Source organism: Catenulispora sp. MAP12-49 (assembly GCF_041262705.1).
Lineage (GTDB): Bacteria > Actinomycetota > Actinomycetes > Streptomycetales > Catenulisporaceae > Catenulispora.
In genome coordinates this window covers 1-21583 of the sequence record NZ_JBGCCP010000071.1, presented here as the reverse complement: position 1 = coordinate 21583, position 21583 = coordinate 1, and the positions used below count along the sequence as shown (strand labels likewise).

The window sequence follows — 21583 nt, the reverse complement described above, 5'->3', positions numbered from 1 at the left end:
ACGACCGGGGACAGGGAAGAAACCGGCCGCACCATCAAGCCTGACAGCACCCTCACACCCACACCACCCCAACAACACAATGGGCAACAGGATCCAGAACGCTCACAAACCGCCGTCGGCCGCACCACCGTCACCTACCTCCCCGACGGCGAAGGCTGGATGGACGCCTCGGTGATTCCTGGCCGGCGGGCACTTCGCCGACCACGTGTTCGGCCGGGTGCTGCCCCCGGACACGCGCCGGCTGTGGGCCGACGGACGCCTTCTGGGCTAACGTTCCCGGCATGCCGGCACCCCGCGTCCGACGTCCCCGCCCCGGCTCTCCGGGCCGGACTCCGTTGTCCTGGCTTCCCGACGGCAAGCCCGCCGACGTCTACAGCGCCCCGTGCCCGTCGCGGGCCGCGCTGGACCGCATCGCCGACAAGTGGACGGTCCTGATCGTCGTGGCGCTCGGGGACGGTACGCGCCGTTACAGCGAGCTACGCTCCGCGATCGACGGTGTCAGCGAGAAGATGCTGACCCAGACGCTGCGCAGTCTGGAGCGCGACGGGCTTGTGAAACGCACCGTGTACCCGACGGTGCCGCCGAAGGTCGAGTACAGTCTCACGGAGCTCGGCCGGACGCTGCGTGAGCCGCTGAACGCCGTGCGCGACTGGGCCGAGCAGTACATCAACTCGGTCCAGGCAGCGCGGCACCGCTATGACGGACAGGCATAGTTCGTCCGCATGGCGGGATCGGTGTCCCATTCGCGGCACTCTTTCCGGGTCGCGTCTGCGACCTGGACGATTAGTGGTAGGTCGCGGGCGGGTGGTCGTGTCATAGTTGGCTGGCGCACACGTCCCAACAGGTGGGTGTGGCCGCGGTATCGAGGAGATTCATGGCAACCGGCAAAGTCAAGTGGTTCAACGGCGAGAAGGGCTTCGGCTTCATCGAGCAGGATGGTGGAGGCCCGGACGTCTTCGTCCACTTCTCCGCGATCAGCGGCAGCGGCTACCGCAACCTGGAAGAGAACCAGGCGGTGGAGTTCAACGTGACCCAGGGTCCCAAGGGCCCGCAGGCTGAGGACGTCCGCGGCCTGTAAGGCGCTGACGCCGGCTTGAACCCCGGCGCCCCGCCTCCTTCCCTGGAAGGGGTGGGGCCCGGGAGTTCTTCTGGTGTGATGGTCAGGCGCACTCGGCAGTCCGTTCGAGGTGACCGCCGGGACGCTTCGAGTCCGGGGAGGCTGGCTATGTCACGCAGCAGTGGAATCCGTGGAAGCAGGATCGGCGCCGGCCCGATGGGCGAGTCCGATCGTGGTAATTCAGTCGAGCGCGTCGTGGTGACCTTCTGGTGTGCCGACGGCCACTCGACCCCGGCGGTGTTCGCCGCCGAGGCGGTCGTGCCGGAGACCTGGGAGTGCCAGACCTGCGGTCAGCCCGCGGGACTGGACCGGGACAACCCGCCGCCGGCAGCGACGGCGGCTCCGTTCAAGACCCATCTGGCCTACGTCCGCGAGCGGCGCAGCGACGCCGACGGCGAGAAGCTGCTCGCCGAGGCGCTGGCCAAGCTCCGTCAAGGACGCTGACGCGCTTGTAGTGCGAGCCGGGCTCCTGCCGCCGAGGGCGGCAGGGGCCCGGCTGCTTTTCACGGCTTGGGCAGCAGGCAGCCCGAGACCGTCAGGTCGATCGCCCGCGAGGCGTTCAGGCAGGTGGTGACCCAGTAGGTCTCCTGCCCGTATCCCTGGCCGCGCCGGTAGGTGATGGTGCCGTTCGAGCCGACCTCGCACGGGTTGTCCAGCGTGCACTTCTGGCCGTTCTCGTTGATCGTGTTGTTCACGCCGACGACCTGGCCGGTGCTGGTGTCCACGTCCGGGGAGCCGGAGCTGCCGCCGATGACGGCGCAGCCGGTCCGGCCGTAGCGCAGCGAGTCGTGCCAGGTCCACTGGTCCTCCTCGACCGTGGCCGCGAACCCGTTCAGGGTGCAGCTCCAGGTCCGGTCCCAGTAGGCCGAGGGTATGGCGATGGTGTCGCCGCTGACCGGGTGGCTCGCCGAGATGGTGAGCGGCGTGACGCCGTACTGGCTCTGCAGCGCGGCGAAGGTCTGCGTGAGCTCGTACACGGAGATGTCCGTGTTGGTCATCGTCGCGTAGAGCAGCTTGTCGGCCTGCACGGTGCCGAGCTCGCCGCCGGAGCCGTTCAGGAGCGTCCCGGAGCGGTCGCTGGGCACGTTCTGCAGGACCTGGCCGGCCGAGGGCATGCCGCCCTCGAAGCAGTGCCCCGCGGTGAGCATCAGGGCGCGGTCGCCGGCCTGCGAGGACGGGTAGCGCACGAGCGAGGCCGAGCAGTCGTCCAGCGCGATGGTGCTCGCCAGCGTGACGTGGACCGCCGCCGGGTGCGGCGCGGTGGCCGGGCCGGCTTTCGCCGTGCCGGCGGCCGCGGTACCGGCGGTCAGGGTGAGGGCGGCCGTGATGGTCACGGCCGCCGCGGCGAACATCGCCGCGGTTCGCTTGAGCATGGGATCTCCATGGGGCGAGGGTGGTGGCATGCGCCTATTGGCACGTCGCGGAGATTAGGAACGAATCCGGCAAGTGTCAACGGGTCCTGATATAAACGCCGCAAAGAGATCACCGCGGCCGGACCGCCGCCGCGGCGGCGGTCCGGCCGTCCGGTGTCAGCCCTCGTCCTCGACCAGGCTGATCGCCGACGCGGGGCACAGATTCGCCGCGTCGCGCACCGCGAACCGCCGCTGGGCCGGCGGCTCGGGGTCGAGCACCACGACCAGGCCCTCGTCCTCGTCCTGGTCGAACACCTCCGGCGCGTTCAGCGCGCACATCCCGGCGCCCATGCACTTGCCCCGGTCGGCCTCGACCCGCATCTTGACGCTCCTGTCCGGGCTCACCATGCGATCGGCAGCTTGTGCACGCCGTAGATGAGCATGTCGTGGCGGAAGGGGATCTCCTTGAACGGTACGGCCAGTCGCAGGTTCGGCAGTCCGTTGAGCAGCACGTCCAGCGCGATCTGCAGTTCGGCGCGGGCCAGCGGCTGGCCAAGGCACTGGTGCACGCCGAAGCCGAAGGCCAGGTGCCGGCGGGCGTCGCGGCCGACGTCCAGGGCGTCGGCGTCGGGGAACGCCTCGGCGTCGCGGTTGGCCGTGTTGATCATCAGCAGCACGCCCTCGCCGGCCCGGATCGTGCGGCCGTTCACCTCGACGTCCTCGGTCGCGACCCGGGGCAGCCCGGTGTGCACGATCGACAGGTAGCGCAACAGCTCCTCGACCGCGCCGCGGATCAGGCTGTTGTCGTTGCGCAGCCGTTCCATCTGCTCCGGATCGCGCAGCAGCGTCAGGATCGACAGGGACGTCATGTTGGCGGTCGTCTCGTGCCCGGCCACCAGCAGCAGGGTGCCCATCCGGGCGACCTCGTCGGGGGAGAGGTCCTCACGGTGCATCAGACGGCTGATGATGTCCTCGTCGCGGCTGTCGCGCTTGGACTCGGCCAGCTGCTTGATGTAGCTGTTCAGGTCCTCTCGGGCCTGGTGGACCTGCTCGCCGGTGGAGGAGGCGTTCAGCAGGGTGCCGCTGCACTTCTGGAAGTAGGCGTGGTCCTCGTACGGGACGCCCAGCAGCAGGCAGATCACCAGCGAGGGCAGCGGGAGGGCGAACTCGGCGACCAGGTCTGCGTGGTCGCGGCCGCGGGTCATGGCGTCCAGCAGCTCCACCGCGATCGCCCGCACCTGCGGCCGCATCTCCTCGACCCGCTTGATGATGAAGTCCGAGGTGAGCATGCGGCGCAGCCGGGCGTGCTCGGGGTCGTCCATCCTGATGAAGGTGATGCTCCCGGTCGCCAGCTCGCGGCGTCCGGGGCTCAGGAACGGGAATCCGGATTTGGTGCCGTCGGCGCTGAACCGGCGGTCCTGCAGCACGGCCCGGACGTCCTGGTGCCGGGTGAGCATCCACGCGGTGGTGCCGTCGAACAGCTTCACCGGGGCGACGGGGTCGTGTTCGCGGGCGCGGTCGTAGGCGGGCGGCGGGTCGAAGGGACAGGCTCCGCGTTCGGCGGGGACGGCGAGGACTTCGGTCGGCTGGTCCGCGAGAGTCATACGCCTGATCCTTTCCAGGTGGCACAAGTTAGCTTTGGCACGCTAACTAACTGTCGGTCAGCCTAACTCACGCATGGTGATGAATAAAGGGTCGGATCGAGGGTTGAAACGGCATGAACCGGGGGAGAGCTGTATCTCAGTCGTTTGACGAGGGCAAATGACCCTCCTGGTATCAGGACTGGTCGATAGGGAAGAGAATGGGGCTCAACAGGTACTGAGCCCGCTCCGCCGTCGCCTCGTTGTGCAGGGCCGGAAGGATCGCCGCGCGCAGCCCCTCGATCAGCGTCCGCAGCTCCTCGCGGCTGAGCCAGACCGCGTGCTGCCGGTAGCCGACCAGATCGGCCGCCGGATCAGAGTCCTGATCCTCGAGGTAGGCCGCGAACTCGGCCTGCAGCGCGGCGGTCGCCGCGGCGAAGCCCACGCGATGGTCGTCCTTGGTCAGCGCGGCGATCTGCTCGGTGTCGATGCCGGCGCGCTCGGCGCGCAGGCGGTAGTGGCGCTCGACCGCGCCGCGCACCCGCCGCTCCTCGGCGACCTCCAGCACCCCGGCCTCGGTGAGCAGGTCCAGGTGCCGGTACACCGTGGCCCGGGAGACGTCGCCGACCCGGTCGCACAACGCGCCGGCGGTCAGGATGCGGTCGCCGCGCAAGGCGTGGATGATGCGCAGGCGGACCGGGTGCGCCAGCAGTCTCAGCGAGTCCATGGACCAACGATCTCATGAATGCTACCTTTCTCAAAGATGCGAAAGGTGAGAACCTCATACCGCGGGACAAGAACCTCGGCCGCAAGGCAAGCAGCACGGACCGCATAAGAAGCACAGCCGCAGGGAACCCAGGGGGAGTCATGGAAGCGATCACTGACCCGGCCGCGCTCGCCGCGCGGTTCGTCGAGCTGGCCGGCCAGAGCCGGTGGGCGGACATCGAAGCACTCTTCGCCCCGGGCCTGCGCGCGGTGGTGTCCGCCGACGCGGTCCGGGCCGGTTGGACCTCCGAGGCCGGCCCGCTCGGCGATCTTGCCGGGCTCGGCGCCCCGCAGACCGAGGCCATCGACGGCGGTCTGACGCGCGTGAGCGTCCCGGTGAGCTTCGCCAAGGGCGACCTCACGGTCGTCATCGCCACGGCCGGAGACGGGCTCCTGCACGGTCTGCGCCTGGCCGCGCCCGGGGAGTGGACGCCGCCGCCCTACGCCGCCCCGAAGCGGTTCGTGGAACACGAAGTCGTCGTGGGCGAGGGTCCGCTCGCGGTCCCCGGCACCCTGACCATGCCGCGCGGCGCCGGCCCCTTCCCGGCCGCGATCCTGCTGTCCGGCGGCGGCCCCTTCGACCGCGACGGCAGCGCCGGTCCGCTCAAGCCGCTCAAGGACCTGGCGTGGGGCCTGGCCGGCAGCGGGGTGGCGAGCCTGCGCTTCGACAAGGTGAGCGCGGTGCACGGCGAGGTCCTCGCCGAGATGCCCGAGTTCACGGCCGCCGACGAGTATCTGCCCTACGCCCGCGACGCGTTCCGGCAGCTGCGGCAGAACCCTGAGATCGCCCCGGACCGGATCCACATCGTCGGCCACAGCATGGGCGCCAAGATGGCGCCGCGAATCGCTTCGGCGGAACCGGGTATCGCTGGACTCGTGCTCCTGGCCGCCGACGCCGTGCCGATGCAGCGCGCGGTGGTGCGCACCGTGCGCCACCTGGCGACCCTCGGCCTGGTCCCGGCCGAGACGGTGGCCGTGATCGAGCAGCAGGCCGCGAACGTCGACAGCCCCGACCTGTCGTCCTCCACCGCGACCGAGGACCTCCCGCTCGGCTACTCCGGCGCGTACTGGCTGGACCTTCGCTCCTACGATCCCGTGGCCACCGCCCGGGAACTGCCCCAGCCGATGCTGATCCTGCAGGGCGGCCGCGACTACCAGGTCACCGAGGCCGACGACCTCGCACTGTGGCGGGCCGGCCTCGGCGGCCGGGCCGATGTGGAGATCCGCGTCCACGCCGCCGACAACCACATGTTCGCGCCGGGCACCGGGCCCTCGACGCCGGCCGAGTACGCGGTCCCGGCGAACGTCGACCCGGCGGTCGTCGAGGACATCGTCCGCTGGCTCGGCGCGGACGCCCCGCGGGGCAAGCGGATCTTCACCGGAATGCGGGGGCGGAGAAGCTGAATCCGAGGGCTTCACGATTTCTTAAGAATTCTCGGCACTGGTCAAAAACGCGTCTGTGAGAGGGGGCATACGAGTTACTCACGCGGGTGTAAAGTGCTGCGCGAGATAGGGCGGTTCCGATAGGGAATTCGTTCGAGGGTCCCGGAGGCGGGGCTCCAGGCGGCTGTGCGCGTGCGCGTCCGCGGGCTCTCACGCCATGTGACCGACAGGGCCCGGATCGTTCACGTTAACAAGCTGTGACCTGGGTTCTCATCAAGTCACCCTCCCCATCTCCTATGCAGCGTAGTAGATTCCCTGTGTGGTTGACATGCGAGAGCCGCTGTTCGCGGCGGGTATCTACTGCTGCGTACCGCACATCGACGATGACGATCAGAGCACTGTCGACGTCCGTGAGCTGAAATGCCGCGAGTACGCGCGGTCACGCCGGCTGCGCGTGGCGCCCGCGGCGGTTCAGGCCGACGCCGTCCGCACGGTGTGGAAGACCAAGGGCGTCAAGCCGGGATGGACGGCGACGCTGGCGGCGGTGGAGCGCAAGAAGATCAATGACCTGATTCTCTACGCGCCCGGCTCCCTGCTGCGCCACCGCGCCCTGGACCTGGTGCGGCTGCTGAACGCCAGCGAGCGCAACGGGATCGTGCTGCACAGCGTCGGCGACGAGTGGGACCTGGCCGACCCGGCGCAGCGCCGCACCCTGATCGACCGCGCCTCGGTGGCCTGCCGCGCCGCGCAGGCGGTGTCACGCGCCTCGCGCGCCGCCCACCGCGGTGCCGCCCTCGCCGGCCGCCCCCACGGCGGCGGACGCCGAGCCTTCGGCTACGAGGCGGGCATGGGCGAGCCGATCGCGGACGAATCGAAAGTGGTGCGCGAGGTGTTCGCGCGCTTCCTCGACGGGCAGACCCTGCGCGCCATCGCCTTCGACTTGAACGATCGCAAGGTCCCGACCGCCCTGGGCTCGGCCTGGACGGTCGGCGGCGTCGGCCGCATCCTCGACGCCCCCCGCTACGCCGGCATCCGCGTCTTCCGCGGCCAGGTCCGCACCGACGACGGCGACTACATGCTCGGCGCCTGGGAACCCTGCGTCAGCATCGAGGAGTGGGAACGCGTCCACACCCTGCGCGCCGAGGCAGCCCCCCGCCCCAACACCGGCCGCACCGGCGCCGGCCGCTCGGGCTACCTCCTCACCGGCCTGGTCGAGTGCATGGCCTGCGGCCACAGCATGGTCGGCTCGGTCGTCGGCGGCTACCGCATGTACGCCTGCGCCTCGACCCGCAACCAGCCGCCCGAGGCATGCGCCCGCTCGATCGGCGCGACCTCCTTCGAACGGCACGTCCAGCAGGACGCGATCCGCATCCTCCAGGAATGGGACGTGGCCCGCGTGGCCTCCCTCCCGATGGTCGGCAACCGCCGCCCGGACACCCGTTCCCCGCACGACCCCGAACACGCCGCCTTCGGCGACATCCACGGCGGAGTGGTGGTCCGCTCGGCCTCCGCGATCGACGGCATAGTCACCGGCCCGGACGCCGGCCAGGACTGGCCCCGCGTACCGCTCCGGCGCCGCGCGGAGGTGCTGCGGTTCCTGTACACGGTGATCCGCGTCGGGCCGAAGACGACGAGCCGGGGAGTGTTCGACCCGGGGCGGATCGCTTTGGTGCCGCATCCGCTGTAGGACGGGGCGGGGCAGTTGGCGGCGGCTGGGACTGGCGGCTTGGTGCCCGTTCTTGGTCGGTGGTGGTCGGGCGCTCAGGTCTTGATCATCGGCGGCGGGGCGGGCGGCAGCGCGGCAGGGCGGCAGGCTGGTTACCGGCGGCTGTTGCCAGTTGCTGATTGTCGGCCGCTGGTGCCGGCGCTGGTTGCCGGTAGTCGCGCGCGGGCATCGCATCACCGGCGGCTGAGCGCCGGCCCATGATCTCCGGGGGCCGGGTGGCGCGCGGGGGTCGTCACCCTGCCCCCGGGTGCTTGGTGCGCCAGGTGCTCTTCTTCGCCTGGTTGCCGCAGCGGTCCATCGAGCACCAGCGGCGGGTGCCGGGGCGGGATGTGTCCAGGAACCAGGCGCCGCAGTTCGGCCCGGCGCAGTCGCGCACGCGGGGCAGCAGTGGCGAGGTCGCCAGATCCACGGCGTCGCGGGCGATGGTCGACAGGATCGCGGCGACGGGGTCGGCCGCGGTGTGGGTCAGGGCGCCGTGTTCGTCTAGGAGCGGGTGCGGGGGCGGCGCCGAGGCCGCCTTGTTCAGCAAGCTTCGGGCTTCGGGCGGGCAATCGGCTGGGCTCGTGGCACGGGCTGCCTTCAGAAGCGCGTAGACGGCTTCGCGGGTCTGGCGCGCGAGGCGCAGTGTGGCGGGCGGCGGCGCGGTGATTGCCATGTCCGCGTCAAAAGGGCCGAGAAGCCGAATCCAGGCGACCAGATCCTCGGGCGTGGCGAGTTCCTCGACCGCGTCCTCAGTTCCGCGCCATCTCAGGGTGCGGATGAAATCCAGGCTCAGCCTGCCGGAACCTGTGCGGAACTCTGACATGCCCCCCAGCGTACCCCGATCGGAACCAGTTTGACTGGTGTACATTGACGGAACCCTTTAAACCGGTTCCCGCGAGGTGACTCTTGTCCGCACTCGTCGCACCAGTACCAGCACCCGACCCCGACTCCGCCCCCGCCCTGAAACCGGCCCTGAGCCGGCCGCTGACCCTGCTGCTGTCGCTCGCGTGCGGCGTCGCCGTCGCGAACATCTACTTCCCGCAGGCCATCAGTCCACTGATAGCCACCGGCCTGAACACGAGTAAGAGCTCCGCCGCGCTCGTCACCACCTGCTCCCAATTCGGCTACGCGGCCGGCATCTTCCTGCTCGTCCCGCTCGGCGACCGCCTGCGCCACCGCCGCCTGGTCACCACGTTGCTGCTGCTCACGGCCGTCGCGCTGGTGCTCGCCGGAACCGCGGCCACGCTGCCGGTCCTCGCCGTAGCCAGCACCCTGATAGGTCTGACCACCGTCGTCCCGCAGATCCTGATCCCCATGGCCGCCGGCCTCGCCGAGCCCGAACGCCGGGGCGAGGTGACCGGGACCCTGCTGTCCGGGCTGATCGGCGGAATCCTTTTGGCCCGCACGTTTTCCGGCACCCTCGGCCAGTGGCTCGGCTGGCGCGCGCCGTATCTGTTGGCGGCCGCCGCAGTGTTGGCGCTGGCGATGGCGATGGCCGCGTTCCTGCCGACGACGACGCCCAGCACCGCCGAGCGCTACCCCAAGCTCCTGGCCGCGGCGGTGCGCCTGATGAGAACCGAACCGCTGCTCCGGCGCTCGTGCCAGTACCAGGTCCTGGTGTTCGCGGCGTTCACCGCGGCCTGGACCGCGCTGGCGCTGCACGTCACCGGCCCCGAGTACCGCCTCGGCACGCCTGCGGTCGGCGTGCTGGCGCTGGTCGGTGCCGGAAGCATGCTGGCGACGCCGCGCGCCGGCCGTGCCACCGACCGGTGGGGGCCGGACGCGGTGAATCTCCGTTGCCTGCTCGGGGTTCTGGCCGCCGCGGCCGTGTTGGTGCTCGGTGCCCTCGGCGGAGTGCTCGGGCTTGCCGGTCTGGCCGTCGGCATGCTCGCGCTCGATGTCGCGATGCAGTCCGGCCAGGTCGCGAACCAGGCGCGCATCTTCGCGCTGCGGCCCCGAGAGCGTGCGCGCCTGAACACCGCGTATATGACCTGCGCCTTCCTCGGCGGCAGTGCGGGGTCGTGGCTCGGGGTGCGGGCGTATTCGTCCTTCGGATGGCAGGGGGTCTGCGGGATCGTCGCCGTCCTGGGCGGTCTCGCGCTGGCGCTGTGTTTGGCGCGCCGAAGGGGCTGATGCTCAGACGCCGTCGGCCGCGCCGCCGTTCGGCGCCGGGCAGCCGTGCGCCTCCGACCCCATGTCGATCACCGGCACCGGGTTCAGCCCGAGATGCGCCGCTATCCGCGTCAGCAGCGCGTCCTGCGCCGCCAGATGCTCCTGCAACTGCGCGGCCTCGTGCAGGGTGGCGCTGGCGTCGTGGTACGTCGCCTCGCTGCGCGCGTCGGCGGCGGCAGCCTGCACGTTCTGCCCGACCATGATCACCGACAGCAGCACCAGCTGCAGGAAGGTCTGCGCGACCCACGCCACGATCGTCGAGGCGCCGCCGCGGATGGCCGAGGGCAGGCTGATCATGTCGAAGGCGGCGAACAGGTACGCGCACCACATCGAGCCCACGGCCTTGGTGATGAGCAGCGCGGCCCGGGTGTTGAACCGGGTGAACGCGTTGTCGGTGCGGTGCTGGTCGGCGACCTTCACCGGGCCGTTGGCGTGCCGCGCGGTGATGTGCGGGTGCGGGATGTGCTCGTAGTGCAGGTGCTTGGCGCGGTCCAGCGGGTTCGTCGGGCTCATCGGGCTCGGGCTCTCCTGTCGGCAGGGGGGCGACGCCCGACGGGGACGGCGCCGTTCGTCGGCGCCGCGCACCGGCGAGCGGGATCAGTTCACGCAGGTGATCCCGTTGTCCATGGCGATGCCGGAGGAGTCCGCCGGATCCTGGGTGCCGGAAGGATCAGGGTTCGCAGGATCCGCCGGGCCCGATCCGGCCGTGTCGCTCGGTGCCGGGGGCTGGGGGCCACCGGGCGGAGTGTAGTCGGCCCCCAGTCTGATCAGCACATGGCCGGCCGCGGTGCGGGCCGAGGGCGCCGGCACGGCCTGCAGGCCGAGGGCGGCCGCGAGTTGTCCGGCGGCCTTCGCGGCGCCCCTGCCGTACACAATCGTGCTGTGGCTCTGCGCGGCCGCGCCGCTGGTCTTGTCCACCGGCCAGCCGGACGCGGCCAGCCAGTCCCCGACCGAGGTGGCCAGGCCGCTCCTGGCGGTCGCGTTGTAGAGGTCGACGACGGTGTGGGTGTCCGTGGGCGCGATCGCGGCCGGGCGCATGCCGGTGCCCGCGCCGCGGGCGGCCGGCAGCGGCGGCAGGGCCGGGGTGCCGCCGGCGAGCTGCGGCGAACCGGCCGGCAGGCCCGCCCCGCCCTGCTGCTCCGGCAGCACCGAACGGCCCTGCCCGAGCCCGGCGCTCCCCTCGGTCAGGGACTGCGGCCCGAGCGCGGAGCCCGGATCCCCGTTGTTCTCAGCGTCCTGCGCCATCTCGTCGGCGAACTCCTTGGCGTCGCCGAACCCGGTCATCACGATCTGCCGGATCTGCAACGGGTCCACCGTGTTGACCGAGCCGTCGCCGGGCAGCACCGGCTGCCCGGTGATCGGCAGCTCCCGGAAGTCGGCGTCGCCGTCGGTCAGGTTCTGCGCCCGGGCGGCGAAGTCCAGCACGTCCCAGGAGTCGTCGATGACCACGTCCTTCTTCACCACGTCGAACAGCGCCTGCATCTTGCCCAGGTCGCCGATCACGCCCTCGGACTTCAGCTTGTGCATCACCGAGGCCAGGAACGCCTGCTGGCGCCGGTTGCGGTCGAAGTCGCCGCGCAGCAGGTGGAAGCGCTGGCGCACGAACTGCAGCGCGGTCGGCGCGTCCAGCAGCGAGTGGCCGGCCGGCAGCTTCAGCCCGGTGCCGGCGCCGTCCTCGATCGGGTCGTCCACCGGGTGGTTCAGGCAGACCTCGATCGGGCCCACGGCCTGGGCCACGTCGTAGAAGCCCAGCAGGTTGATCTCGGCCAGGTGGTCCACGTGCTCGCCGGTGAGCAGCTGCACGGCCCGGATCGTGGACTCCCGGCCCACCTCGCGGCTGATCTTCTCGATCTGGGCCTGGTCGGTCATGCCGGAGGCCTTCAGCCGGTCCACCGCGATCTGCTTGGCCCGGCCGTACGCCTCCTTGATCTTGTGCATGCCCAGGTCCGGGATGTCGCCGACGGCCGAGGTGCCGCCGGGCTCCTCGACGTAGTCGTCCCGGGCGATGGAGAACGCGGTCACCCGGCCGCCGTCCGCCGGGATGTGCATGAAGATCAGGACGTTGGCGTTGTAGCCGCCGATGTCGGAGGAGCCGGCGTGCAGTTCCTGCTCGACGAAGTCGGTCGGCAGGTCGTTGCCGTTCATGTCCTTGCGCGAGTCCAGGCCGATCAGCAGCAGGTTGACCGAGCCGTCCAGGTGCGGGGCGACGTAGCCCTTCTCGCCGGAGCGGATCTGGTTGATCGCGTCGGAGGTGTACAGGCCGGAGGTCAGATTGTGGTACGCGGCCCAGGTCGCGGCACTGGCCAGGAGGATCGCGGCCGAGGCGGTGCAGGCCAGGGTGCGGGCCGCGACCGTGAGGCGGCGCCGGCGCGGCGAGGGGGGCTGGCGCCGCTCGGGACGCTCCCGGCGCTCGCCGTGGCCGGACCATGGCTGGCCGGGTCGGCCTGGCTGACCGGGCCGACCGGTCGCGCGCGGCGGCTGCTGCGGCCGCGGGCTCCAGTAGCGCAGGTCGTCCTGCGGACGCGAGCCCGGCGCGCGCGGGGACAGGTCGTACGGCGGCTGCGGCCTCGGCCGCCGCGGCTGATTTCGGTCAGGTGGCTGATTTCGGTCAGGCGGCGGAGTGCGGTCAGGCACGGGCCGACCTCCGGCGGGCGACCCGGCGTAACAGCGCGACGGCCACGGTGGCCGCCAGCGTCACCGCCATCGGCGGGAAGGCGTCGATCATGCCGTGCGCCACGGCGACCGCCTGCCTGCTGCCCGATCCGGACACGTCGAAGAGCTCGCGGCCCACGCACATCGCCCAGATCGCCATCGGTGCCAGCGGCAGCACCCACCACAGCCCGGCCGGCCGCACCCGCAGCGCCGCCAGCGAGGCGGCCCCCGCGCACAGGACCGCGAACACCACGCCGCCGAAGAACATCCCGATCGCCGGCGCGAGCACGAGCAGCACCGTGACGCGACCGGCCGTGACCGGCTGCGATCGGCCGCGTCTGGCGGGCGCCCGGTGTCCTGTGCCGGAGGTGCCGTGAGTGCCGGGGCTGTGAGGCATGTGGCACATCCTCACATCTTGGGCGTCAGTGGTGGGATAAGACCGGGAAGTGTCTGATGCCGCACTCATCAGCTGATCGGACGATTGGTCCCCGGGGTCGACTTAGGTCCCCTGCGAAGACAGGTGATAGCACCCCTGATTCCGCGCACGCTCCGCGCGAGTCTGGATCACATGACAGTTATGGAAGACGCGCTGCGTCTGGAATCAGTGAGCAAGACGTTCGGCGGCCAGGTGAAGGTCGCCGCATTGGACCAGGTCAGCCTCGGTCTGCCCTACGGCACCTTCACGGCCGTCATGGGTCCCTCCGGCTCGGGCAAGAGCACCCTGCTCAACTGCGCCTCCGGTCTGGAGCGCCCGGATTCCGGCCGGATCCTGATCGGCGGCCAGGACCTGGACACCTCCGACGAGACCGCCGCCACGCGCTTCCGGCGCGGCCGCATCGGCTTCGTGTTCCAGGCGTTCAACCTGCTGCCGACGCTGACCGTCTGGCAGAACGTGCTGCTGCCGGCGCGGATCGCCGGGACCCCGATGACCAAGGCGGACCGGGAGCGCGCCCGCGCCCTGCTGGAGCGGATCGGCCTCGGCGACCGGCTGAACCACCGTCCGGCCGAGCTGTCCGGCGGCCAGCAGCAGCGGGTCGCGATCGCCCGGGCCGTCGTGAACCGGCCCGCGCTGCTGTTCGCCGACGAGCCGACCGGCGCGCTGGACTCGGCCCGCGCCGCCGAGGTGCTGATGCTGCTCGGCGAGTCGGTGCGGGAGTTCGGGCAGACCGTGGTGATGGTGACGCACGACCCGGTCGCCGCCGCCTACGCCGACCGCGTGCTGTTCCTGGCCGACGGCCGGATCGTGGACGAGATGCGCGCGCCGCAGGCCGCCGGGGTGGCGGCGCGGATGGCCGCGTTCCGTCCCTCCGGCGCCGGGCAAGGCGCCGGCCAGGGCGTCGGGCAGGGCGCGGGCTCCGCGCGCCGCTACACCGGATCGGCGGCCTGACATGCGTACCGTGAGCCTGAGCAACCTGCGGCACCGCCGCGCGGCCTACCTCGCCTCCTTCCTGAACCTGTTCCTCGGCGGCGCGATCCTTACCGGCTTCGCCTCCCTGTACGAGACCGGCAGCACCCCGGGCCTGGCCAAGGCCGACCGCTCGGCGCTGCAGACGATGGCCCTGGTCATCGGCGGCTGGGGCGCCCTGATCATCGCCTTCGGCACCGCCGCGACGCTGAGCCTGGCGGTCCAGCAGCGGGAGAAGGAGATCGCGCTGCTCAAGGCGGCCGGCGCGCTGCCCCGGCAGATCCGCCGCATGATCATGACCGAGACCGCGGTGCTGCTGGCGGCGGCCGCGATCCCGGCGGTGCCGGCCGGCATGGCCGTCGGCCACACCGTCCTGGCCACGCTGAAGTCCACGCACCAGGTCTCGGACGGAGTCGGCCTGAAGTTCGGCGCCACGACCCTGGCGATCGGCCTCGGCGACATCGCGCTGGCCGCCCTGGTGGCCGCGATCGTGGCCGGGCGCCGCGCCGCGAATCAGAGCACGGCGACCGCGCTGGTCTCCGCCGCGACCGAGGACACCGGGATGTCGCGCAAGCGCAAGATCGCGGGGATCGTGTTCATCGCGCTCGGCCTGGACGCCGGGGTGATGAGCGCGACCCTGATGAAGAACCAGGGCTACGCCACCATGTCCACCGCCGGCCAGGCCTGCATTCTTACCGGCATCGGGCTGGCTCTGCTGGCCCCGGCCCTGATCCGGGCCGCCGTCGCGGTCCTGGGCCCGCTGATGCGCCGCGGCGGCGGCTACCTGGCCGAGGCCGAACTGCGCCGGCACTCCCGGCAGGCCGCGGGCATCCTGATGCCGGTGATCCTGTTCGTCGCGCTGGCCAACGGCGCGCTGTACCAGCAGTTCATCCAGGACGACGCCAACCGCGCGCAGCACATCGCGATGTCCGCCGACGACAAGGGCGTGCAGACTCTCAGCTTCCTGGTGGTCGGCATGATCGCGCTGTTCGCGGCGGTGGTCGTGGCGAACATCGCGGTGGCCACGACGCTGCACCGCCGCCGGGAGTTCGGGCAGCGGCGCCTGATCGGCGACACGCCGGGGGAGGTGCGGCGCTCGCTGGGCTGGGAGACGTGCGCGATCCTGATCGCCGGCCTGGTCTTCGGCACGCTGGCGGCGCTGGCCGGGGTCATCCCGTTCAGCTACGCCAAGACCGGCCACCTGATGCCGCAGCAGAGCCTGTGGGTGTTCTTCGCGGTGGCCGTGAGCGTCACGGTGCTGACTCTGGCCGCGAGTCTGGGTGCGGCCCGGCGGGTGCTGAACGTGCCCGCGCTCGCCGCGATGGGCGGGTAGGGCCCGATAATGGCGACGCACGAAGGGACGACTGGGATGACGGGGATGGCCGGGCTGTCGCGGGTGGCCGGAGGTGGAGCCGGCGCCTGGCGCCAGCGTGCCTGGCCGACCGCCGTGGCGGCCGGCCGGGGCCTGGTGCTCGCCCCGGTGTCGCTGCTGGCGGGGATCCCGCTGCTGGTGGCGGCGGCGCTGACGCTGGGCCTGATGCCGATCGGCGGCGGCGTGCTGGTGCCGCCGGTGATGCGCGCGGTGCGGGGCCTGGCGAACTGGGAGCGGCGGATCGCCGCGCGCTGGAGCGGCGTCGAGATCCAGGCGCCCTACCTGCCCCGGGCGGGCCGCGGCCGGCTGCGCTGGCTGCTCGGCGACCCGGCGACCTGGCGCGACCTGCTGTGGATGATCACGAACATCCCGGTCGGCATGGCGCTGGGACTGCTGCCGCTGACGCTCGTCGGCTATGGCGTGGTCGGATTGGTCTCGATCCCGGGGCTCGCGCTGAGCGATGACCTCTTCTGGTGGTTCGGCCTGGGCTTCGGCCTCCCGGCGCTGGTGCTGGCGCCGTTCGCGGGCCCCGCGCTGATCCGGGCGCAGGCGCTGTGGGCCCGCCGGCTGCTGGCGCCGACCGATGTCGGCGAGCGGATCAGCACCCTGACCGTGACCCGCGAGCGGGTCAGCGACGACGCCGAGGCCGAGATGCGCCGCATCGAGCGCGACCTGCACGACGGGGCCCAGGCCCGGATGGCGGCGGTCGGGCTGAGCCTGGGCATGGCCGAGGACCTGATCCGCGAGAACCCCGACGAGGCGGTCGCGCTGCTGGCCGAGGCCCGCGAGCACAGCGGCGCCGCGCTGGCCGAGCTGCGCTCGCTGGTCCGCGGGATCCTGCCGCCGGTGCTGGCCGAGCGCGGCCTGGGGGACGCGCTGCGGGCCCTGGCCTACGCCTCGCCGATCCCGGTGGAGGTGCGCTGCGAGCTGTATCCGACAGAGCGGCTGCCGGCCCCTCGCGAGTCGGCTCTGTACTTCGGGATCGCCGAGGCGCTGGCGAACGTGTTGAAGCACAGCGGCGCGCCGCGCGCCCGCATCGACGTGTTCCGCCGCGAGGACCGCGTGGTCGCCGAGGTGTGGGACGAGGGCTCCGGGGGCGCGGACGTGGACGGCGGGCTGGGGCTGGCCGGCGTGCGGCGGCGGCTGGCGGCGTTCGACGGGGGCCTGGCCGTGGACAGCCCGGTCGGCGGGCCGACCACGGTGCGGCTGGAGGTGCCGTGCGAGTGAGGGCTGTGTGAGTGAGGGACGTCGAATGCGCGTAGTGCTGGCCGAGGACCAAGCCCTCCTGCGGGACGGCCTGGTCCGGCTGCTTTCCGCCCACGGCTTCGAGGTCGTCGCGGCCGTCGAGACCGGCCCGGACCTGGTCGACGCGCTGGTCGCGGAGCGGCCGGACGTGGCCGTGGCCGACATCCGGCTGCCGCCGACGTATCGGAACGAGGGCCTGGCGGCTGCTCTGGAGGCCCGCCGCCGGCTGCCGGGTCTTCCGGTGCTGATCCTGTCGCAGCACGTCGAGCCGCTGTACGCCCGCGAGCTCCTGTCCGACAGTGCCGGGGCCATCGGGTATCTGCTGAAGGACCGCGTTTCGAACGTGCGTTCGTTCCTGGACGCGGTGCGGACCGTCGCCGGCGGCGGCACCACCATGGACCCCGAGGTCGTGGCCAAGATGCTGGCCCGCCGCTCCCGCGACGAGCGGCTCGGCGCGTTGACGCCGCGCGAGCGCGAAGTGCTGGCCGCGATGGCCGAAGGGCACGCCAACGCCGGTATCGCGGCGCGGTTGGTGATCACCGAGAAGGCGGTCAGCAACCACATCAACACCATCTTCGCCAAGCTCGGGCTGCTGCCGGATCTGGACGGCAACCGCCGGGTGCTGGCCGTGCTGGCCTTCCTCGACGCGGCCTGAATCCTCCCCGGGACCGTTCGGAGGGGATGTCCCGTGCAGCTTCATGTGCAGGCGGAACGGGACTCTTACCGGCCACCGTGCTTCAAGCCGGTTCCGAAGTCGCGGGTTTTTCCTCTCCCTGGGCTATGTTTGGGCACGTCGAATGCATGACAATGGGCCCGGCGCCGCAGATCGAGTTTGGATCCGGTGGAACGGGTAGCGGTGTTCGCGGTTGCCGACGGATCGGACGCGAGGAAGGGGTGGCGATGACCGACGGTCAGCGTCCGCTGCCGCTCCCGCTGATGTCGAGCACGAACAGGTCGGCGACGCCGGCCAGCTGGAGCACCCGGAGCACCGCCTCCGAGGGCGCGGCCAGCGTCAGCCGCGCGTCCGAGGCGCCGGCCTTGTGCTGGGCGCGGATCAGCGTGCGCAGGCCCATGGAGTCCAGGAACGCCACCCGCGAGCAGTCCACGACGACGTGCGCCCCGGGGCGCACGTACTCGTCCAGCACGCTCCACAGGGTGTCCGCCGCCGCCAGGTCCACGTCGCCGGCCACGGTGACCGTGACGGCCCCGCTGTCCTTGCCGGCCCCGCCGTCCTTGCCGTCCCTGCCGTCCCTGCCGTCCCTGCCGTCACTGACGTCCCCGGACACCGCGGCGGCTCCGCCCCGGTCCGGGTCGCTGTCGACCTCGACCGAGAAGCCCTCGACCGCCATGATGCCTCCTGTTTTCCCACCCAGCCCGCGTGATCCCGGATCGCTACCGACGATATCGGGTCGGCTCACGGCTGGGAATCTGGCTCGATGACGTCGCGCCGGACGGCCCACACGCACCTGGAGCCGGGGCCCTCCGCGCCGGCCGGCGCCCGGGCCTTCCTGACCGAGACCTGCCTGCGCTGGCACGCCGAGGACTTCGTCACCGACGCCGCGCTGGTGGTCAGCGAGCTGGTCACGAACGCCGTCCGGCACGCCGGGACCGAGATGCGCCTGGCCCTGGAGCTGCGGGACGGGACGCTGACCATCCGGGTCCACGACCACGGTCCGGGCCTGCCCCGGCTCATCCCGCCGGCCGAGCGCGGTTTCGGCGGCCAGGGCCTGGCCATCGTGGTGCGATTGGCCCAGGCCTGGGGGGTCGCGGTCGAGGACGGCGGCGGAAAGGCCGTATGGTGCCGACTCGGGCCGCGAGCCGCGGTACCGGCTGGGGCGGGCTCACAGGGGTCGCTGTGGAAAGGGGAGCAGGACGTATGGAGCGCGTAAGCGGTGTGGGTGGTGAGGCCGGCGTGGGCGCGGGTGCCGACGGCGGCCGCGCGGGCACGGACGGCCGTGTCCCGGTGACGCTGAGCATCCCCGCCGAACGCGACTACGTGGTGCTGGTCCGCTCGGCGGCCGGGCACCTGGGCGTGCGCGCCGGGTTCTCGATGGCCGAGATGGGCGACTGGCGCCTGGCCGTCGACGAGGCCTGCGGCCTGCTGCTGCTCCCGGATGAGGTGGACGCCATCGGCGAGGAGCTGGACTGCGTCTTCCGCCTGAGTCCGGCCGGGCTGTCGCTGACCGTGTCCGCCGAGGCCAGGCCCGGCTCCAAGCCGCAGGTCGGCGGCTTCGGCTGGTCGCTGCTGGCGGCCCTGGTCGACGACCTGCAGTGGGCCGAGGAGGAGGGCCGCGTCCGGGTCGACATCGTCAAGCGCGCGGCAGGTCACGGCGGGCCAGGACCGGACGGCACGGCCCGGGCGGGGGTGCGGTGAGCACTCGGGGGAGCGGTCCCGGTCCGGCTGCGTCCGGCCGCGGCGGTCCCGGGCACGACGGCGATGCGGTGCGCTCGGCGGCTGAGGCTGGGCAGGCGGGTCAGGCAGGTCAGGCAGGTCAGGCAGGTCAGGCGGGTCAGTCGGGGCAGATGGGGCCGGCCGCCGCGCAGGCCGTCCCGGGCCCGGCTCCCGCTCCCGCACCGGCTCCGGCTCCCGCCCCGACCCCGGCGCCCCAGCCGGTGCCGGCCGCACCGGCTGCACCAGCCGCGCCGCGCGCGGTGCGGGCCGACCGCCGGCTGCCCGACCAGGACACCGACATCCCCCTGCCGAGCATCCCCTCCCCGCGGCTCGGCGGCGCGCCGCGGGACCGCGCCGAGCACCGTGCGGAGATCCACCGCCGCTTCGAGCTGCTGGCGGAGTGCGAGCCGGACAGCGCGAGCCACCGGGCCCTGCGCGACGAGCTGATCGCCGAGCACATGAACTACGCGCGCTACGTGGCCTCGCGCTTCAGCGTCCCGGCGGACACCGCCGAGGACCTGGAGCAGGTGGCGTACCTGGCGCTGATCAAGGCGGTCGACAACTTCGACCCCGCGCGCGGCACGGCGTTCCTGGGCTACCTCACCCCGATGGTGGCCGGCGAGATCAAGCGCTACTTCCGCGACTCCACCTGGGACGTCCACGTCCCGCGCCGCATGCAGGAGCTCAGCCTGGCCCTGCACGGCGCCCCGGCCGAGCAGCTGGAGCGCCGCCTGGGCCGCTCCCCGACGATCGCCGAACTGGCCGAGCACCTCGGCGCGCAGCCGGAGGAGATCGTCGAGGCCTTCGACGCCTCGGCCGCCTACAGCGCCACCTCCCTGGAGCGTCCGCTGGTGCCCGGCGACGAGCAGGGCGCGAGCCTGGGCGAGACGCTCGGCGTGGACGATGACGCCTACGAGTGGGTCGTCGACCGTGAAGCGCTCAAGCCATTGCTGGCCGCGCTCCCGGAGAAGGACAAGCGGATCCTGCTTATGCGCTTCTTCCGCGGCATGACGCAGAGCCAGATCGGGACCGAGCTCGGCGTGTCGCAGATGCAGGTCTCGCGCTATCTCACGCGGATCCTGAGCACGCTGCGCGACGCGGTGCTGGTGGACGACGGCGAGGAGCCCGGCAAGGCGGACGGCAGGAAGTGAGGGGCGGGCCGCGGTCCGGCCCGTCCGCCTAGTCGATCCAGTCCGTCTAGTCCGTCTAGTCCATCAGCTCCGCCAGCACCCGCAGCAGCCGCGTGACGTCCACCGGCTTGGGCACGTGCGCGTCCATCCCGGCGGCCAGCGCCTTGGCCTGGTCGGCGGCCGTGGCCTCGAACGTCACCGCGATGATCGGGGTGGCCGCGCCGTGGTCGAGCTCGCGCATGCGGGCCGCGGTGGTGTAGCCGTCCAGACCGGGCATCGTGACGTCCATCAGGACCGCGCGGATCGTCGGGTCGTGCTCGACCGCGTGCAGGCCGTCGCTGCCGCTGGCGGCCCGCACGATCGTCAGGCCGCGGGCACTGAGCGCGCTGCCGAGCGCGAAGGCCCCGCGCGGGTCGTCGTCCACGATCAGGACCTTCTCGCCGTCGAAGCGAGGTTCGGCAGGGTGCGCCATCCCTCCATACTCCGCTGTCGCCAGCCTTTTGAGAACTCTGATTCGAATCCGGGCTCTGAGGTCTCGGATTGGCCGATGCCGAACCGGGTAACGGCGGGTGTTCCGGCACCGGGCCGGGCTCGGGAGGGGTCGTCGTGGCCGTCACTGTGATCATCGTCCTGGTCGTCCTCGCCGCCGCGGCGGCGATGCTGTTCCTCGGTCCCGCCGGCCGGCGCACCTCGGCCGCGGGCACCTTCGGCGGACTGTCCACGCGCGTCGGCAAGTTCATCGAGAGCGGGCGTGCCGATCCGCGCACCACAGGTCGCATCGGCGGCGCCGCGGCCACGCCCCCGCCGCCGCGCTTCAGCGACGCGGACCGCGCGTACCTGGACGGCGTGTGGCGGGCACGTACAGAGCACTTTCGTGAGCGATCCCCGGGTCGCCGTGACCCTGGCGCGCAACACCGCCGAGGGCTTCTTCATGGCGCACGGCGTCCCGACCGACGGGCTGCCCGAGGCGCCGGACGCCGCCGGCGCCGGGGCCGGCCGCGGTGACGAAGCGGTCGAAGCCGCCGAATCCGTCGAGGACACCGAGGCCCTGAGGCAGCGGCTGCTCGCGATCAAGACGTGGACGGACCGGGAGGCCGCCCGCTGAGCCGGCGCGGCTGCCGTCGCCGTACCCGGCAGCCGCGCCGTTTTCTCAGGCGCCCCTGACTGATGTGTGGCTGGTTGCGGGTTTGTTTGTGGGCTGATAGTCACAGGCGTTTTTTACGGCTGTGTGTCCTGAACGCGAAGGGGGCTCGTTGTAGGGGAGTTCTCTGGAGCGGTGCTGCTCGGACGATGAAGGTTTGGCCCTTCGG

Annotated in this window: 24 protein-coding genes; 14 read left to right on the top strand and 10 right to left on the bottom strand. The window is 71.9% G+C overall.

Annotation, left to right across the window (positions count from 1 at the left end):
- Window positions 1–281: 281 nt before the first annotated feature.
- The 3 genes from ABIA35_RS48705 (at window position 282) to ABIA35_RS48695 (ending at window position 1561) form a co-directional block, all read left to right on the top strand.
- Complete coding sequence (locus ABIA35_RS48705) at window positions 282–713, top strand: winged helix-turn-helix transcriptional regulator (protein ID WP_370340842.1); 432 nt, start codon at window positions 282–284, stop codon at window positions 711–713.
- A gap of 161 nt (window positions 714–874) precedes the next feature.
- On the top strand, window positions 875–1078 hold the full coding sequence (locus ABIA35_RS48700; RefSeq protein WP_012786113.1) for a cold-shock protein: 204 nt from the start codon (window positions 875–877) through the stop codon (window positions 1076–1078).
- Window positions 1079–1225: 147 nt separating this feature from the next.
- The gene (locus ABIA35_RS48695) at window positions 1226–1561 is read left to right on the top strand and encodes an RNA polymerase-binding protein RbpA (protein WP_370340843.1); all 336 of its coding nucleotides are present in this window, start codon (window positions 1226–1228) and stop codon (window positions 1559–1561) included.
- A 59-nt stretch (window positions 1562–1620) separates the two neighbouring features.
- On the opposite strand, the gene ABIA35_RS48690 is transcribed toward ABIA35_RS48695, so the two are convergent.
- From ABIA35_RS48690 to ABIA35_RS48675, 4 genes are all read right to left on the bottom strand, one after another.
- Window positions 1621–2490 (bottom strand): serine protease, encoded by an 870-nt coding sequence (locus ABIA35_RS48690; RefSeq protein ID WP_370362557.1) that lies wholly within the window; start codon window positions 2488–2490, stop codon window positions 1621–1623.
- A gap of 156 nt (window positions 2491–2646) precedes the next feature.
- Window positions 2647–2850, bottom strand: a complete 204-nt coding sequence (locus ABIA35_RS48685; RefSeq protein ID WP_370340845.1) for a ferredoxin — start codon at window positions 2848–2850, stop codon at window positions 2647–2649.
- A gap of 20 nt (window positions 2851–2870) precedes the next feature.
- Entirely contained in the window at window positions 2871–4073 is a 1203-nt protein-coding gene (locus ABIA35_RS48680) for a cytochrome P450 (RefSeq protein ID WP_370362556.1), read from the bottom strand.
- 172 nt (window positions 4074–4245) lie between these two features.
- Window positions 4246–4776, bottom strand: coding sequence for a helix-turn-helix domain-containing protein (locus ABIA35_RS48675; protein WP_370362555.1), 531 nt, complete (start codon window positions 4774–4776; stop codon window positions 4246–4248).
- Between the two features lie 140 nt (window positions 4777–4916).
- On the opposite strand from ABIA35_RS48675, the gene ABIA35_RS48670 reads away from it, so the two are divergent.
- Both ABIA35_RS48670 and ABIA35_RS48665 read left to right on the top strand, forming a co-directional pair.
- A complete protein-coding gene (locus ABIA35_RS48670) occupies window positions 4917–6218 on the top strand; it encodes a hypothetical protein (RefSeq protein ID WP_370362554.1) in 1302 nt (433 codons plus the stop codon).
- Window positions 6219–6525: 307 nt separating this feature from the next.
- On the top strand, window positions 6526–7884 hold the full coding sequence (locus tag ABIA35_RS48665) for a recombinase family protein (RefSeq protein ID WP_370362559.1): 1359 nt from the start codon (window positions 6526–6528) through the stop codon (window positions 7882–7884).
- Between the two features lie 271 nt (window positions 7885–8155).
- Here ABIA35_RS48665 and ABIA35_RS48660 read toward each other — a convergent pair whose 3' ends face one another.
- Complete coding sequence (locus ABIA35_RS48660; protein ID WP_370362553.1) at window positions 8156–8728, bottom strand: ABATE domain-containing protein; 573 nt, start codon at window positions 8726–8728, stop codon at window positions 8156–8158.
- 83 nt (window positions 8729–8811) lie between these two features.
- Between ABIA35_RS48660 and ABIA35_RS48655 the strand changes: the two genes are divergently transcribed.
- Window positions 8812–10038: an MFS transporter gene (locus tag ABIA35_RS48655; protein ID WP_370362552.1), complete on the top strand. Its 1227-nt coding sequence runs from the start codon at window positions 8812–8814 to the stop codon at window positions 10036–10038.
- Window positions 10039–10041: 3 nt separating this feature from the next.
- On the opposite strand, the gene ABIA35_RS48650 is transcribed toward ABIA35_RS48655, so the two are convergent.
- The 3 genes from ABIA35_RS48650 to ABIA35_RS48640 form a co-directional block, all read right to left on the bottom strand.
- Window positions 10042–10590: a hypothetical protein gene (locus ABIA35_RS48650; protein ID WP_370340851.1), complete on the bottom strand. Its 549-nt coding sequence runs from the start codon at window positions 10588–10590 to the stop codon at window positions 10042–10044.
- Window positions 10591–10674: 84 nt separating this feature from the next.
- Complete coding sequence (locus tag ABIA35_RS48645; RefSeq protein ID WP_370362551.1) at window positions 10675–12711, bottom strand: LCP family protein; 2037 nt, start codon at window positions 12709–12711, stop codon at window positions 10675–10677.
- Window positions 12704–13126 carry a DUF6542 domain-containing protein gene (locus tag ABIA35_RS48640; protein ID WP_370340853.1) on the bottom strand — a complete coding sequence of 141 codons (423 nt, stop codon included), beginning with the start codon at window positions 13124–13126 and terminating at the stop codon, window positions 12704–12706. Before ABIA35_RS48640 ends, ABIA35_RS48645 begins: the two co-directional genes overlap by 8 nt.
- Before the next feature lie 180 nt (window positions 13127–13306).
- Here ABIA35_RS48640 and ABIA35_RS48635 point away from each other — a divergent pair, with 180 nt between their 5' ends.
- The 4 genes from ABIA35_RS48635 to ABIA35_RS48620 are packed head-to-tail and all read left to right on the top strand — an operon-like array spanning window position 13307 to window position 17406.
- Complete coding sequence (locus tag ABIA35_RS48635) at window positions 13307–14116, top strand: ABC transporter ATP-binding protein (RefSeq protein ID WP_370362558.1); 810 nt, start codon at window positions 13307–13309, stop codon at window positions 14114–14116.
- A gap of 10 nt (window positions 14117–14126) precedes the next feature.
- Complete coding sequence (locus ABIA35_RS48630) at window positions 14127–15467, top strand: FtsX-like permease family protein (protein WP_370362550.1); 1341 nt, start codon at window positions 14127–14129, stop codon at window positions 15465–15467.
- A gap of 36 nt (window positions 15468–15503) precedes the next feature.
- Window positions 15504–16733, top strand: a complete 1230-nt coding sequence (locus ABIA35_RS48625) for a sensor histidine kinase (RefSeq protein WP_370362549.1) — start codon at window positions 15504–15506, stop codon at window positions 16731–16733.
- A gap of 25 nt (window positions 16734–16758) precedes the next feature.
- The gene (locus tag ABIA35_RS48620) at window positions 16759–17406 is read left to right on the top strand and encodes a response regulator (RefSeq protein WP_370340856.1); all 648 of its coding nucleotides are present in this window, start codon (window positions 16759–16761) and stop codon (window positions 17404–17406) included.
- A 256-nt stretch (window positions 17407–17662) separates the two neighbouring features.
- On the opposite strand, the gene ABIA35_RS48615 is transcribed toward ABIA35_RS48620, so the two are convergent.
- A complete protein-coding gene (locus ABIA35_RS48615; RefSeq protein ID WP_370362548.1) occupies window positions 17663–18100 on the bottom strand; it encodes an STAS domain-containing protein in 438 nt (145 codons plus the stop codon).
- A gap of 87 nt (window positions 18101–18187) precedes the next feature.
- On the opposite strand from ABIA35_RS48615, the gene ABIA35_RS48610 reads away from it, so the two are divergent.
- The 3 genes from ABIA35_RS48610 (at window position 18188) to ABIA35_RS48600 (ending at window position 20294) form a co-directional block, all read left to right on the top strand.
- Entirely contained in the window at window positions 18188–18640 is a 453-nt protein-coding gene (locus ABIA35_RS48610; RefSeq protein ID WP_370340859.1) for an ATP-binding protein, read from the top strand.
- Window positions 18628–19125, top strand: a complete 498-nt coding sequence (locus tag ABIA35_RS48605; RefSeq protein WP_370362547.1) for an ATP-binding protein — start codon at window positions 18628–18630, stop codon at window positions 19123–19125. Before ABIA35_RS48610 ends, ABIA35_RS48605 begins: the two co-directional genes overlap by 13 nt.
- A gap of 149 nt (window positions 19126–19274) precedes the next feature.
- Entirely contained in the window at window positions 19275–20294 is a 1020-nt protein-coding gene (locus ABIA35_RS48600) for a SigB/SigF/SigG family RNA polymerase sigma factor (protein WP_370362546.1), read from the top strand.
- A 55-nt stretch (window positions 20295–20349) separates the two neighbouring features.
- Here the strand turns inward: ABIA35_RS48600 and ABIA35_RS48595 are convergent, their stop codons facing one another.
- Window positions 20350–20745: a response regulator gene (locus ABIA35_RS48595; RefSeq protein ID WP_370340865.1), complete on the bottom strand. Its 396-nt coding sequence runs from the start codon at window positions 20743–20745 to the stop codon at window positions 20350–20352.
- Between the two features lie 402 nt (window positions 20746–21147).
- On the opposite strand from ABIA35_RS48595, the gene ABIA35_RS48590 reads away from it, so the two are divergent.
- On the top strand, window positions 21148–21378 hold the full coding sequence (locus ABIA35_RS48590) for a hypothetical protein (protein ID WP_370362545.1): 231 nt from the start codon (window positions 21148–21150) through the stop codon (window positions 21376–21378).
- The last annotated feature ends 205 nt before the right edge of the window (window positions 21379–21583 follow it).